The sequence below is a fragment of the Chachezhania antarctica genome (assembly GCF_003646465.1).
GTDB classification, from domain to species: Bacteria; Pseudomonadota; Alphaproteobacteria; order Rhodobacterales; family Rhodobacteraceae; genus Chachezhania; species Chachezhania antarctica.
In genome coordinates this window covers 1-13,199 of the sequence record NZ_QZEX01000017.1, presented here as the reverse complement: position 1 = coordinate 13,199, position 13,199 = coordinate 1, and the positions used below count along the sequence as shown (strand labels likewise).

11 protein-coding genes are annotated in these 13,199 nt (G+C 65.1%); 3 read left to right on the top strand and 8 right to left on the bottom strand.

The window, feature by feature from the left end; translation table 11 throughout:
• Positions 1 to 91: 91 nt before the first annotated feature.
• The 7 genes from D4754_RS21715 to D4754_RS21685 form a co-directional block, all read right to left on the bottom strand.
• Entirely contained in the window at positions 92 to 1,228 is a 1,137-nt protein-coding gene (locus D4754_RS21715) for a DSD1 family PLP-dependent enzyme (RefSeq protein WP_121068046.1), read from the bottom strand.
• 125 nt (positions 1,229 to 1,353) lie between these two features.
• Positions 1,354 to 2,550: an ectoine hydrolase DoeA gene (gene doeA / locus D4754_RS21710; protein ID WP_121068044.1), complete on the bottom strand. Its 1,197-nt coding sequence runs from the start codon at positions 2,548 to 2,550 to the stop codon at positions 1,354 to 1,356.
• 100 nt (positions 2,551 to 2,650) lie between these two features.
• A complete protein-coding gene (locus D4754_RS21705) occupies positions 2,651 to 3,094 on the bottom strand; it encodes a universal stress protein (RefSeq protein ID WP_121068042.1) in 444 nt (147 codons plus the stop codon).
• A 12-nt stretch (positions 3,095 to 3,106) separates the two neighbouring features.
• On the bottom strand, positions 3,107 to 4,393 hold the full coding sequence (locus D4754_RS21700) for a TRAP transporter large permease (protein ID WP_121068040.1): 1,287 nt from the start codon (positions 4,391 to 4,393) through the stop codon (positions 3,107 to 3,109).
• A gap of 3 nt (positions 4,394 to 4,396) precedes the next feature.
• Positions 4,397 to 5,050: a TRAP transporter small permease gene (locus D4754_RS21695; RefSeq protein ID WP_121068038.1), complete on the bottom strand. Its 654-nt coding sequence runs from the start codon at positions 5,048 to 5,050 to the stop codon at positions 4,397 to 4,399.
• A gap of 141 nt (positions 5,051 to 5,191) precedes the next feature.
• Positions 5,192 to 6,202, bottom strand: a complete 1,011-nt coding sequence (locus D4754_RS21690; RefSeq protein WP_121068036.1) for a TRAP transporter substrate-binding protein — start codon at positions 6,200 to 6,202, stop codon at positions 5,192 to 5,194.
• Positions 6,203 to 6,388: 186 nt separating this feature from the next.
• Positions 6,389 to 7,747 carry an aminotransferase-like domain-containing protein gene (locus D4754_RS21685; RefSeq protein WP_121068034.1) on the bottom strand — a complete coding sequence of 453 codons (1,359 nt, stop codon included), beginning with the start codon at positions 7,745 to 7,747 and terminating at the stop codon, positions 6,389 to 6,391.
• Positions 7,748 to 7,822: 75 nt separating this feature from the next.
• Here D4754_RS21685 and D4754_RS21680 point away from each other — a divergent pair, with 75 nt between their 5' ends.
• From D4754_RS21680 to D4754_RS21670, 3 genes are all read left to right on the top strand, one after another.
• The gene (locus D4754_RS21680; RefSeq protein WP_121068032.1) at positions 7,823 to 8,302 is read left to right on the top strand and encodes an Lrp/AsnC family transcriptional regulator; all 480 of its coding nucleotides are present in this window, start codon (positions 7,823 to 7,825) and stop codon (positions 8,300 to 8,302) included.
• Between the two features lie 129 nt (positions 8,303 to 8,431).
• Positions 8,432 to 9,889 (top strand): NAD-dependent succinate-semialdehyde dehydrogenase, encoded by a 1,458-nt coding sequence (locus D4754_RS21675; RefSeq protein ID WP_121068030.1) that lies wholly within the window; start codon positions 8,432 to 8,434, stop codon positions 9,887 to 9,889.
• A 33-nt stretch (positions 9,890 to 9,922) separates the two neighbouring features.
• The gene (locus D4754_RS21670) at positions 9,923 to 11,299 is read left to right on the top strand and encodes an aspartate aminotransferase family protein (protein WP_121068028.1); all 1,377 of its coding nucleotides are present in this window, start codon (positions 9,923 to 9,925) and stop codon (positions 11,297 to 11,299) included.
• A 190-nt stretch (positions 11,300 to 11,489) separates the two neighbouring features.
• Here D4754_RS21670 and D4754_RS21665 read toward each other — a convergent pair.
• Positions 11,490 to 13,199, bottom strand: a 1,710-nt coding sequence (locus D4754_RS21665; protein ID WP_121068026.1) for a cation:proton antiporter, incomplete at its 5' end; no start/stop codon positions are given.

Below are 13,199 nucleotides of genomic sequence, written 5' to 3'. Positions count from 1 at the left end.
AGCGCGGGTTCTCCTGCGCTTCGTTTCTTTCAAAGCATTGATTTAAAACACTTATATTGACGGCCCTGTCGTCTTGCGACGGGGCCGGGGCTCAATACAGCTTCCCGCGCGCAGTCACCGGCCACAGGGTTTCGACGCGGTTGCCGCGTACGCCGACCAGCCAGTCGTAAAGATTGCAGGTCGGGTCGCAATGGCCGGGCACCAGGCGCACCGTGTCGCCGCGTTTCAGCTGGCCGTCCGGGTCGTCTATCACGCCGTGTTCGTCGGACGCCTGGGTGTAGCGTAGGCCGGGCCTGTCGATCCGGGGCGGGCCGCTATCGAAGGCGATGGCCTTCAGGCCCGCGTCGCAGACGGCCCGGCCGGGGACCGGGGCGCTCATGATGCCGGCAAGGACGAACAGCGCGTTCTCCATGCCGCCGGGGCGCGATCCGTCGGCCTCCCGGATGCGGTCGTAATCGGCGTCCATGAAGATATAGGAGCCGCATTGCAGTTCGTTCACCATCCCCAGCGCGGCGTCGATCCGGAACGATCCGGTGCCCGCGCCACCGATGGTGTTGCAGGCGAACCCGGCAGCCATCAGGCTTTCTACCGCAAACCTGGTCAGCTGCGCTGCGCTTTCGGCGGCGGCCTGCCGCTCCGCAGGGTCGGCGATGTGCTGAAGCGCGCCCTGATAGGCCTGCAAGCCTTCGAACCGCAGCCCCGGCTCTGCGTCGATGGCATCGGCGAGGTCAACCGCCGCCTGTCCCGGCGGCACGCCGCAGCGTCCGGTGCCAACGTCGACCTCGACCAGAACGGCCAGTTCCGTGCCATGCTGCGCCACGGCCGCGGCCAGTTCGGCGACGCCCGCGGGATCGTCGACACAGACAGCGATTGTCGCCCGACCGGCCAGCCGCGCCAGTCTGTCGGCGCGCGCGGCGCCGCACACCTGGTTCGACACCAGCACGTCTGTCACCCCGGCGTCGACCAGTGCTTCGGCTTCCGAGACCTTCTGACAGCATATCCCGCAGGCCCCGCCATGGGCCATCTGGTACAGCGCGATATCGGCCGACTTGTGGGTCTTGGCATGGGGCCGCAGGCGCAGGCCGCGGGCCTGCGCAAAGTCGCGCATCCGGGCCGCGTTGCGCTCGAACGCGGCCAGATCGACGATCAGCGCGGGCGTGGCCACGGCGTGCACCGGATCGCCGATGCGGGCAGGGTAGGCGTAGCCAAGATCGGGGTCGAACGTCATGCCTGTTCCTTCACTGCGACCGTCCGGGACAGTGTGCATCTTTCCCGGGCGTGTCACCCCGGGAAAGAGCAGCGGCAGACAGCCTTTGCCAATAACGTATCGCGCCCGATCAACCCGGCCCGGGCCTAGCTCTTGACCAGCATCTTTCGGGGGATGTCGCAGAAGATTTCGGGGGCATCGTCGGTGATGACGACGGATTCCGTCGTCTCGTAGCCCCAGTTTTCCATCCAGAGCCCGGTCATGAAATGAAAGGTCATGCCCGGTTTCAGCTCGGTCCGGTCACCGCGGCGGAGCGACATGGTCCGCTCGCCCCAATCCGGCGGATAGCTGAGACCGATGGAATAGCCGCAGCGGTTGTCCTTGATGATGCCGCGCTTTTCCAGCGACGTGAAAAAGGCGTCGGCGATGTCGTGGCAGGTATTTCCGGCGCGGGCGGCGTCCAGCCCGGCGTCCATGCCTTCGATGACCGCCTCCTCGGCGTCGAGCATCTCCTGTGGGGGCGTGCCAAGGAAGATCGTGCGCGACAGGGGCACGTGGTAGCGCTGGTAGCAGCCGGCGATCTCGAAGAAGGTGCCTTCGTTCGCCTTCATGGGCAGGTCATCCCATGTGAGGTGCGGGGCGGCGGCATCGGGGCCCGACGGCAGCAGCGGCACGATGGCGGGATAGTCGCCGCCATGCTGGTGCCATTCGTCGAAGCGCAGGCCGGCATCGTAGATTTCGGCCACCAGATCGCATTTGCGCACGCCCACATCGACCTTTTCGGCGATGCGGTAATGCATCCGTTCGACGATCCGCGCCGCCTGGCGCATGTATTCCAGTTCCTTTTCCGACTTCACCGCGCGGAGCCAGTTGATGCAGCCCGTGATATCCTTGAACTTGGCGTTGGGCATCCCGTGGCCCAGCCGTTCATGGGCGCGGGCGGAATACCAGTAATTGTCCATCTCGACACCGATGGTGCCCTTGTCCCAGCCCATGTCGGCCAGACGGGCGCACAGGTATTCCATCGGGTGGCGTTCGGTGGACTGCACGTATTCGTCGGGATAGCCGATGACGTTGTCACGGCTGACCCAGACCGTGCGATAGGCGCCCTGCGCGTCCTGCCCACGGCCGAACCAGATTGGATCGCCCACCGGGCCCACGATCACGCATTGATGGACATAGAACGACCAGCCGCCATAGCCCGACACCCACGACATGTTCGACGGGTCGCTGAGGATCAGCAGGTCGAGGCCCTGAGCCTCCATCCGGGCGCGGATACGCTGCAGCCGTTCGCGGTATTCATCGGTGGTGTACCGCTCGGGCGTTCGTTGCAAGTTGTTCATGTGGACCTTCCGATCTCTTCTGGTGGGGCCCTTGGGCAGCAATCGCGGCGGCGATCGATTCGGCACGGGACGGGACCTGCACGCGGACCATTGCGCCGCGTCAGACCACCAGGATCGGGACCATCGAGATACTGGTCACCTTGTGGCTGACAGAGCCCAGCATGTAGCTTTCCGAAGCCCCCAAGCCGCGCGATCCGATCACGATCAGATCGCACCCGTGGTCCTTGGCGAAGGTTACGATGGTCCGCGACGGTTGCCCGCCCTTGATGTAAGCATGGACCGAAGCAACCCCCTGTTCAATCGCCCATTTCTTGGCGTGTTCAGCGGCTTCGCGGGAGGCCGAGCGCATCGCGTCGTCCAGGCTGCCGGCCTTTTCGCCGGCCCCGCGCACCATCGACAGGGACGCCTCAAGCACCGAATGGTGACGATAGACCGTCAGCACGGCCAGTTCGGCGCCGGTCAGCTTGCACAGAGATGTCGCGGTTTCGAGCGCCTTGTCGGCGCCCTGCGACCCGTCGTAGGCCAGCAGGATCTTGGTGTACATCGGGCGACCTCCTTACTTGTTGAATGCCAGGTCACGCAGGAACAGCGCGATCTGCGGAAAGAAGATCAACAACACTGCCACGGTGAGCAGCATGAAGATGAAGGGCGGTGTGCCGCGCACGACTTCGGCATAGGGCCGTTTGAACACCGCGATGGCCGTGAAGATGTCGCATCCGAAGGGTGGGGTGGCGCTGCCGATGGCCACCTGCAGGGTGATGATCGTCCCGACCAGCACCGGGTCCAGCCCCACCGCCTGAACGACAGGGGCAAAGATCGGGACGAAGATCAGGATCACGACAATCGGGTCCACGAACATGCAGCCCACGAAGAACGCGATCGAGATCGTGAACAGCACGCCGTATGGCCCCATCTGGTCGATCCCGATTGCGCCCAGCACCTGCTGCGGGATCTGCGCGAAGCTGATCACGTAGGAAAACGCGGCCCCGGCGCCGACAAGTATGAAGACCACGGCCGTGATCAGGCCTGTCGACTTGGCGGTGGCATATAGCTGCTTGAAGCTCATCTCGCGGAAAACGACCATTTCCAGCAGCAGCGCATAGAGCACGCAGGCCGCCGCCGCTTCGGTGGGCGAAAAGATCCCGCCGTAGATCCCGCCGACGATGATCACGGGAAAACCCAGCGGCCACAGCGCACGGCGCACGGCCGAGGCCCGTTCGCGCCAGCTGGATTTCGGTTCTGTCGGCACGTTGTTCCGCGTCGCGTAGATGTAGGAATAGATCGAGAACAGGATCAGGATCAGCAGTCCCGGCCCGATGCCGGCGATGAACAGTTCGGAGATCGAGGTGCCCGAGACGACGCCATAGATGATCATCCCGATCGAGGGCGGGATCAGGAAGGCGATGTCGGAGGAATTCACGATCAGCGCCAGCACGAAACTGTCCTTGTACCCGGCCTTCAGCATCCGCGGGCGCAGCGGGCCGCCGACGGCGACCACGGTCGCCTGGGTCGAACCGGAAACGGCGCCGAAAAGGGTGCAGGCGGTGGCGGTCGAAACTGCAAGCCCGCCCTTCAGGTGGCCCACGAAGGTCATCACCAGGTCGATCAGCCGGTTGGCGGACTGGCCGCGCGTCATGATGTCGGCGGCGAAGATGAACATGGGCACGGCGATCAGGCTGGCGGGCTGAATGCCGCCAAGGATCTGCTGCACCATGGTGTCAAGCTGGCCGAACCCGCCGAACAGGGCCACGAACCCGATCAGCGATCCCGCGATCAGCGGCACCATCATCGGGAAGCCCAGCAGAAGCAGAACGATCATGACAGAGAAGATACCGATGGCCATTCGTCACACTTCCTCTTCTGCGGTGTCGTCATAGCCTTCGAGCGTACTTGTCGAGAGCCAGATATCCTTGTGGATCAGGTTCTTGATAGCCGTCAGCGCGTATTGCAGGCCGGTCAGGAAGAACCCGAGCGGCGCCCAGACGATGATCCACCAGACCGGGATCTGAAGCGCCGGAAGCAGCCGCCCGCGAGAGGCCTGCGCGATGAGGTAATCGACCGAATACCATGTCAGCAGGAACATCGCGGCCGCGGTGACCACGGCGATGATGATCATCAGCACCTTGCGCATGGGCGGGGCGATGGCATCGAAGAACGCCGACATCCGGATGTGGCGACCGTGGCGCGCGGCGTAGGAGATACCCGCGAAGGTGATCAGGATGATCAGCGCGCGGTTGACCTCTTCCGAAAAGAACAGGCTTTGCCCGACCACGAAGCGCCCGATGACATTCGCCATCGTGTTGATCGCCATCGCCAGAACACCGATGGCCAGCAGCAGGGCCTCGATCCGGGCGATGCCGACATCGATCACGCCAAGAATGCCCGGCAGACCGGACACATAGGCTGAATCGTCGATATCGTCCTCGTCGACGGCCGGCGTTCTCGCCGCGGCCAGGACCGCCGGGTCCACCTTGGCGTCGGGGTCTTCGTCTGGCTTCATTGCGGCGTTCCTGAAAACTGGTTTGGGGTCGAATTGGTGCCGACGGGCCGCTCCGGTCCGACGGCCGGGCCCATGGGCCTGGGGTAGGGGAGGGCGCGGCGCAAATCGGTGCCGCGCCCGGGTGTAGTCCGCCGGGCCGGATCAGTTGGCGCCGACAGCCTTCAGATCCGCCTTCAGCTGGTCGAGGATCGCCTTGGCCTGATCGCCGCCGATCTCAAGGTATTCCTGTTCGACCGAATCCGCGGTCGCCATGAACGGCTGGCGCTCTTCCTCGCTGAGCGTGGTGATCGTCATCGAAGGCTTGGCTTCCTTGATCTTGGCAAGGGACTCTTCGGTCAGGCCCGACTGGTAATCGATGATGTAGTCGAAGGCCGCGTCGATGGCGTTGTTCACAACGGTCTTGTCTTCGTCCGACAGCCCGTCATAGAAATCCTTGTTGGCCATGACGGCGGTGGTGAAGTTGTTATGGCCGGCGCGGGTGATGTGGTCGGTCACCTCGTACATCTTCGTCGACTCGATGAAGAAGGCCGGGTTTTCCTGCCCCTGGATGATGCCGGTCTGCAGCGCGCCATAGACCTCGCCCCATGGCAGCGGGGTGGGGGTTGCGCCGAAGGACTTGTAGCTTTCCACCAGCAGCGGGTTGGTCATGACCCGGAACTTGACCTCGTCAAGATCGGCCGGGCCCGACACAGGTTCGGTCGTGGTCATCATGACCTCGCCCTCGGGGAACATGGTCAGCAGCTCCAGCCCCTGTTCGGCATAAAGCGGCGGGAACAGTTCGTTGATCGCCTTGGATTCCTCGAAGAAGGTGGCGAGCGTTTCTTCATCCTGCGGCAGCAGGTACGGCACGAAGAACACCTGCGCTTCGGGGATCAGCGCCCCGGTGAAGCCCGGCGACTGATCGACGAACTGAAGGATGCCCGATTGGGTCTGTTCCAGGATGCTGTCGGATTCGCCCAGCGTGCCGAACGGGAACAGCTGGATCTGGTGGTCGGAATTGGCCTCGACCTCTTCCTTGAATTTCTGGGCGAACTTGCCCTGCACTTCTTCCAGCGCCTCTTCGAACGCATAGCGCCATGTGTCGGCCATGACGGCACCCGAGCTCATCAACAGCGCCAGAGCGCCGGTTGCCGCCAGTTTTCCGTAAGTCATGTGATGCTCCCTGATCGTTTGCCCCGCAGCGGTTCGACCCGCGCAGAAGCCTGAATGCGGCCGCGGGCTGGCTGACCCGCGGCACTCTGCCAAAAGGTTTCGGGTAGGCATTGGGGAGTCAATGCTTATATTAAATCATGACAATCGTATGCCCGCTCTGCCGGGGATTGTGCGGGTGGCCCCGCATCAGGACGGCAGAAACGAGGCAATCGTTTTCAGGCTGCTCTCCAGATTGCCACGTCCTGTCCGGGTCAGGCTTATCCGGATTGCCGGATCGCGAGTGTCCACGGCAAAGCTGCTGCCGGGCGCCAACGCGATATCGTGATCCAGCAGTCCGGCCACGAATTCCGCCTCGTCGGTGCCGGCGGGCAGGGGTAGCCAGCGGTGCAGGCCGTGCAGCCCGCCCGAAGATCGCGGAAGTATCCGCTGCGCGGTGCGGTTGCGGGCCGACAGTTCGATCCGGTGCGCGGCAAGGATCGTGTCTGCGGTGCCGGTTTCCAGCCAGTCCGCCGCGATCTCGGCCACGATCGGCGTTGCCATCCACGACACCGACTGATGCCGGTTCACCGTCAGTTCGACCATGTCATCGGGCACTACAAGAAACCCCAGCCGCAAGCCCGCGGACAGACATTTGGTCATGCTGGTGAAATAGAAGGCCGATCCCGGGACAAAGCTGGCCACGGGCGGCGGACGGCGGGCGGGAAGCGGCCCCAGCGGATCGCATTCCATGATGCGCAGGCCGGCCGCATCGGCGGCATGCGCCAGGGCCTCGCGCCGGTCGCGGTCCATGAAGCGCGCGGTGGGCCCGCCGCCGGCGGGCAACAGGAACACCGCCTTGATCGGGGCGGACGATTCCCGCACCGCGTCGCTCAACGCTTCGGGGATCATGCCACGGTCGTCCCCCGCGATGGCCCTGAGGCCAAGATGCAGGTGCTGCGCGGCGGGCAACAGCATGTGGCTGGTGAACGGGTCGGTGGCGATCACGTCGCCCGGATTGGTCACGGCTGCGAGCGCGGTGAACGTCGCCGGCGTCACGCCGTTGGTCACCAGCACGTGCCGCCGGCTGACCACCAGGCCGCACCGTGCCAGCCATGTCGCCGCCATGTCGGCATAGCGCCCCTCCGTCTGCTCGGGGCTCAACGCGTGGAGCATGTGCCCCGGCATCCGGTCGGCAATGCGGTGGAGCGCGGCGCTCCACGCCTCGGCCATTTCGGGCAGTTCCACCGGCGTCATCATCGCCAGGTCCGTCGCCGCGCGGCGGGTGGTGGCCGTGTGCCAGGGCATGATGTCGTATTCATGCGTTCTGATCTGAACGAAGGTGCCGCGCCCGACCTCGCCCGTGACCAGCCCCGCGCGGATCAGTTCCTCGTAGGCGCGGCTGACGGTCTGGACCGAAACGTCCATCTGGAACGCCAGCTCACGGTGGGTCGGAAGCCGTTGCCCCGGGCGCAGGCTGCCCGCGCTGATGGCCCCGGCAATGCCCTGCGCCAGGCTGCGATAGGCGGGGCGGACAATATCGGATTTCGAAAGCGGCCAGTGGGACATGCGGGAAACCGTCCCCTACCGCGCCGGGCATGTCCAGACGTTGACAAAGCCCGCCACGGGCGGAACAAGCGGAACATGGAGCAGACCCGCCTCGACGACAGGGACATTGCGATCCTTGCCACGCTCAGCCGTGAAGGCCGCATCAGCAAGACAGAGCTGGCGGCGCGGGTGAACCTGTCGCCCACGCCGTGCTGGGAACGGATGAAGCGGCTGGAACAGGCCGGGCTGATCCGCGGTTACCGGGCCGAACTGGACCTGGACGGGATCGGCGCTCATGTGCAGGTCTTCGTCACCGTCGAACTCGACAGCCATCGGGCCGAGAATTTCCAGCTGTTCGAACGCACCGTCGCGCCGCTGGACGCGGTGACCGGATGCTGGGCCATCGGCGGCGGCTACGATTACCTAATGCAGGTCGTGATACAGGATGTCGCCGCATTTCAGGAGCTTATGGACAACCTGCTGGAAAGCCGCGCCGGGGTCCGCCGCTATTACAGCTACATTGTCACCAAGCCGATCAAGAGCGTCCCGCCCGCCCTTGGCCTGCTGAACGGCTGATCCGATCAGGCAGACGAAAACTCTGTCCCGGCCCGCCAGAAAAGAGAGTCTCTCTACCCGCAGGCGTGGGAAAAGGCAAAATCTCTGCCCCGGTCATGGGACAGTCGCGCTCGAAGGGAGACCGCGACAATGACCGACATGCCCAAGACACTCGAATCCTGGATCACCGATGCAGCGCTTCTGCGCGAGGCCGGCGATTTCGCCGGGCAGGGGCGTCTGGCCGTGCGCGATCCGGCGTCCGGCGCGCTTGTCGCGCGGGTCACGCTCAGCGATGCCACCGGCGCGCGGGCTGCCGTCGATGCCGCGCACGCAGCGTTTCCTGGCTGGTCCACGATGCTGCCGCAGAACCGCGCGGCGCTGCTCCACCGCTGGCACGATCTGATCGTCGCGGCGAAGGAGGATCTTGCCCGGATCATGGTCGCCGAACAGGGCAAACCCATCGGCGAGGCGCGGGGCGAAATCGACTATGCCGCCAGCTTCGTGCAGTTCTACGCCGAAGAAGCGCTGCGCCCGAACATCGAAGGCGTCACCAGCCACCTGCCGGACGCCGAGATGGAGCTGTGGCGCGAACCCGTGGGCGTGGCCGCGCTGATCACGCCGTGGAACTTCCCCGTCGCGATGATCACCCGCAAGGCCGCCGCCGCACTGGCCGCAGGCTGCACCGCGGTGATCCATCCCTCCGCCGAAACGCCCCTGTCCGCGCTGGCGCTGGCCGAACTTGCCCGCCGGGCCGAGTTTCCCGCCGGTGTGATGAGCACCGTCATAGGAGACGCCGCCACCATCGTGGGGGAATGGACGTCGGATGCACGCGTGCGGGCGCTGTCCTTCACCGGGTCGACCGAAATCGGGCGGGTTCTCTATCGCCAGTCGGCGGACACGGTCAAACGTCTGGTGCTGGAACTGGGCGGCCACGCGCCGTTCATCGTGTTCTCGGGCGCCAACATGGACCGCGCGGTGGCCGAGGCTGTGAAGGCAAAATTCGCCACGTCGGGGCAGGATTGCCTTGGCGCCAACCGTTTCTACATCCACCGGCCCGTCTACGAGGAATTCTGCGACCGGTTCACGAAAGCCGTGGAAGCGCTGACCCTGGGCAATGGCCGCGAGGACCCGGATATCGGGCCGCTGATCAACGAAAAGGCGATCGACAAGCAGACCCAGCAGGTCGAAGACGCCGTTGCCAAGGGCGCCAAGCTCCTGACCGGCGGCTCGGTCGATGAGGGGCTGGGCCCGCTTTTCTTCCGCCCGACGGTGCTGGCCGACGTGCCCGACAGTGCGGCGATCATGTCCGAAGAAACCTTCGGGCCCATCGCCCCGCTCACCGCCTTCGACACGGAAGACGAGGTCATCGCGCGGGCCAACGAGACCGAATACGGGCTGGTCGCCTACCTGCACAGCCACGACCCGCGCCGGATCTACCGCATGACCCGCGCGCTGCAATTCGGGATGGTGGCCGTCAACCGCACCAAGGTCACCGGCGCGCCGATTCCCTTCGGCGGCGTCAAGCAATCCGGGCTGGGCCGCGAAGGCGCGCGCCAGGGGCTCGAGGCCTTTACCGACATCAAATACGTCTGCCGCGACTGGGGTTGATCGCGCCGGACCGATACAAAAGGACTGAACAAGATGCTGAAGAACGACATGCTGGAACAATGGGACCGGGAGAATTTCTTCCATCCCTCGACCCATCTGGGCCAATTCGCCCGCGGCGAAGCCCCCCATCGCGTGATCAAGAAGGGATCGGGCAGCCACATCGAAGACCGCGACGGCACCCGCCTGCTGGATGCCTTCGCCGGGCTCTACTGCGTGAACGTGGGCTATGGCCGGACGGAGATTGCCGAGGCCATCGCCAAACAGGCGCACGAGCTGGCCTATTACCACGCCTATGTGGGGCACGGCACCGAAGCCTCGATCACGCTGTCGAAGATGATCCTGGACCGCGCGCCCGATCACATGTCGAAGGTCTATTTCGGTCAGTCGGGATCGGATGCCAACGAAACCAACGTAAAGCTGGTCTGGTACTACAACAACATCCTGGGTCGTCCGGAGAAGAAGAAGATCATCTCGCGCTGGCGGGGCTATCACGGGTCGGGCCTTGTGACGGGCTCGCTGACGGGACTGGAGCTGTTTCACAAGAAATTCGACCTGCCGCTGAGCCAGGTGATCCATACCGAGGCGCCGTATTACTTCCGTCGCGACGACGTGGCGATGTCGGAGGCCCAGTTCACCGCCCATTGCGCGGCCGAGCTTGAAGCGCTGATCGAACGCGAAGGCGCCGATACCATCGCGGCCTTCATTGGCGAACCGGTGCTGGGCACCGGCGGGATCGTCCCGCCGCCCGCAGGCTACTGGGAAGCGATCCAGGAGATCCTTGAAAAGCACGACATCCTGCTGATCGCGGACGAGGTCGTGACAGGTTTCGGCCGTCTGGGCATCATGTTCGGATCCGAGCATTACAACCTGAAGCCCGACCTGATCACCATCGCCAAGGGCCTGACATCGGCCTATGCGCCGCTGTCCGGATCGATCGTTTCGGACAAGATGTGGAAGGTTCTGGAACAGGGCACCGACGAAAATGGGCCCATCGGCCATGGCTGGACATACTCCGCCCACCCCATCGGCGCCGCGGCCGGGGTCGCAAACCTGAAACTGATCGACGATCTGAACCTTGTTCAGGCGGCGGGCGAGACGGGCGCCTATTTCCAGAAAGCGCTGGCCGACCATCTGGGGTCGCACTCCAACGTCGGCGAAGTCCGCGGCGCGGGGCTGATGGCCGCCGTCGAATTCGTGGCCGACCGCGATACGCGCCGGTTCTTCGATGCCTCCGAAAAGGTCGGACCCCGCATCGCCGCCGCGCTGCTGGAACACGGCGTGATTGGCCGGGCGATGCCGCAAGGCGACATCCTGGGCTTCGCCCCGCCGTTCTGCCTGACCCGCGCCGAGGCCGACGAGGTCGCCGACAAGACAGCCCGGGCCGTGACGCAGGTTCTGGGCAAGGGCTGAATGATCCGGCGCCGCGGGCCTGCGAAGTGCCCGCGGTGCGTCACCACCTGTCCGGTCGACGCTGCACATTGCCCCAGTACGATGTGCAGCGACAGCAAGACATCGCAATTGCGATAGGGTGGCCCGACGATTTCGAACTTCCGGGCAATCGCGGCAAAAATATGCGGATGCGAAGATCCGGCGTGCCGGGTCAGGCAGCGTCGCTTGGCAGAAGGCCTTCGGGATCTATGCCGCGCTTCTCGGCACTTGCCAGAACCGCGTCGCGCAGGGCCACGCTGCGGGTCAGCAGCCGCCGGAACCGTTCCTCGTCCAGCACCAGAAGCGTGGTGGGCGCGATGAAGAAGACGCTCTTGGCCGGGCTGTCCTTGCGAATGATGACTTCGCCTGCATCGACATACTGGGTCATGAAAGACCGCCCCAGCCGCTTGTAGGCACCGCTGTCGAGATCGGCGAACAGCGGGAACTGCCGGACGAAGGCGTGCCGCTGAACGGCGACGTCGAGGCGCGGGCGATCCTCGGCCGCGGTGCGTCGCTTGGCCAGGTCCTGGATGAGCGCCATGTAGACCTCGGCGCCGATCAGGCCGTCCTCGCGCATGGCCACGTATTCGCGTTCTTCCATCCGAAGCGCGGTGCGGCGGATGAATCGGCGTTCCAGCACTTCGGCATATCCCGGGTATTGCAGCCGCAGCCCTTCCAGCGCGGTTTCGACCGCCTCGATCCGCCGCGACAGGAGTTCGTGCAGCAGCTCGGCCACCCGACGGCCATGAATGCGCCGGATGCGACCGTCGATGAAGGTCCCCAGATCGCGCATGATCAGGCGTTGCGACAGCAGCAGTTCGAACCGGTCGGCCGTCATCCGCGCCAGCGGGCCGGACAGGCCCAGGCGGCCGTGCAGCAGAACGGCGAAACGGAAATGCCAGCCATAGGCAATGCTTTGTCGGGCCACCCTCTGGTAGCCGCTGCGGCCCTGCGTCCGGGCGCCTTCGATCAGCCGGTCCGCATCCGACAGGACCCGTTCCGCCATCCGGGCGGAAATCGTCCGTTCCCGCATCCGGGCCATGATCGTGTCGCGTTCGTGACCGGCCAGCGCGATCAGGCCCAGGGCGATGCGATCGCGGTCAAGAATACCGGCGTTCTCTTCCGCTGTCTTCACCGCCGTATCCAGCCGCTCCCCGAAACGCTTGGCCTCGGACCGGACGATGTCGTGGTTCAGGTCGTAGTTCTCGGTCGTGCGGGCCACGTCCTCGCGCACGGTCTGCAGCGCGACGGCCACCACCTGCCGCGACAGCGCCTCGTCGATGGGCGAGAGCCGGTCGAGCCCCAGCCGCCCGATCACCCAGCGCAGCGTCGTGCCCTGCACCAGCAGCGTGAACAGGGTGAACCCGGTGGCAAGGATACCGACCAGCCGCTGGATATCCGACGGCACGCGCACGCTTTCGGTCACGGTAAGGGCCAGCGCCAGCGTCACCGCCCCCCTGAGCCCGCCCCACAGGATGGCCGCCCGGTAGGGCCGTTCGACGACCGGCGACAGCTTCAACGCCGACATGAGGGGCATCAGCACGAACAGGATCGCGGCCCTGGCGACGACGGCCGAAAGGATCACGACTCCCACAAGGACGAAATCGCCGATGCGGATCTCTTCCAGCATCCTCGGGATCAGGAGTGCCGCGAGAATGAAGATCAGCGCCCCGGCCCAATGGGCCAGCACGTCCCAGATTTCCCGCAGGTTCGCCCAGGATTGCGGGGGAAGGCGCACGGGCGCCGTCAGGTTCACCGTCAGCCCGGCGGCGACCACGGCGATCACCCCGGACGCGCCCGCGCCCTGTTCCGCGACAATGTAGGCAAGATAGGGCAACGCCACCGAGACCGAGATCTGGGCCAGGTCGTGGCGGCTGAACAG

Bases quoted from the DNA above. Each gene is read 5' to 3' on its own strand.
- D4754_RS21715 (WP_121068046.1), bottom strand. From the start codon at position 1,228: ATGACGTTCGACCCCGATCTTGGCTACGCCTACCCTGCCCGCATCGGC.
- D4754_RS21695 (WP_121068038.1), bottom strand. From the start codon at position 5,050: ATGAAGCCAGACGAAGACCCCGACGCCAAGGTGGACCCGGCGGTCCTG.
- D4754_RS21685 (WP_121068034.1), bottom strand. From the start codon at position 7,747: ATGTCCCACTGGCCGCTTTCGAAATCCGATATTGTCCGCCCCGCCTAT.
- D4754_RS21705 (WP_121068042.1), bottom strand. From the start codon at position 3,094: ATGTACACCAAGATCCTGCTGGCCTACGACGGGTCGCAGGGCGCCGAC.
- D4754_RS21680 (WP_121068032.1), top strand. From the start codon at position 7,823: ATGGAGCAGACCCGCCTCGACGACAGGGACATTGCGATCCTTGCCACG.
- D4754_RS21690 (WP_121068036.1), bottom strand. From the start codon at position 6,202: ATGACTTACGGAAAACTGGCGGCAACCGGCGCTCTGGCGCTGTTGATG.
- D4754_RS21670 (WP_121068028.1), top strand. From the start codon at position 9,923: ATGCTGAAGAACGACATGCTGGAACAATGGGACCGGGAGAATTTCTTC.
- D4754_RS21700 (WP_121068040.1), bottom strand. From the start codon at position 4,393: ATGGCCATCGGTATCTTCTCTGTCATGATCGTTCTGCTTCTGCTGGGC.
- doeA (WP_121068044.1), bottom strand. From the start codon at position 2,550: ATGAACAACTTGCAACGAACGCCCGAGCGGTACACCACCGATGAATAC.
- D4754_RS21675 (WP_121068030.1), top strand. From the start codon at position 8,432: ATGACCGACATGCCCAAGACACTCGAATCCTGGATCACCGATGCAGCG.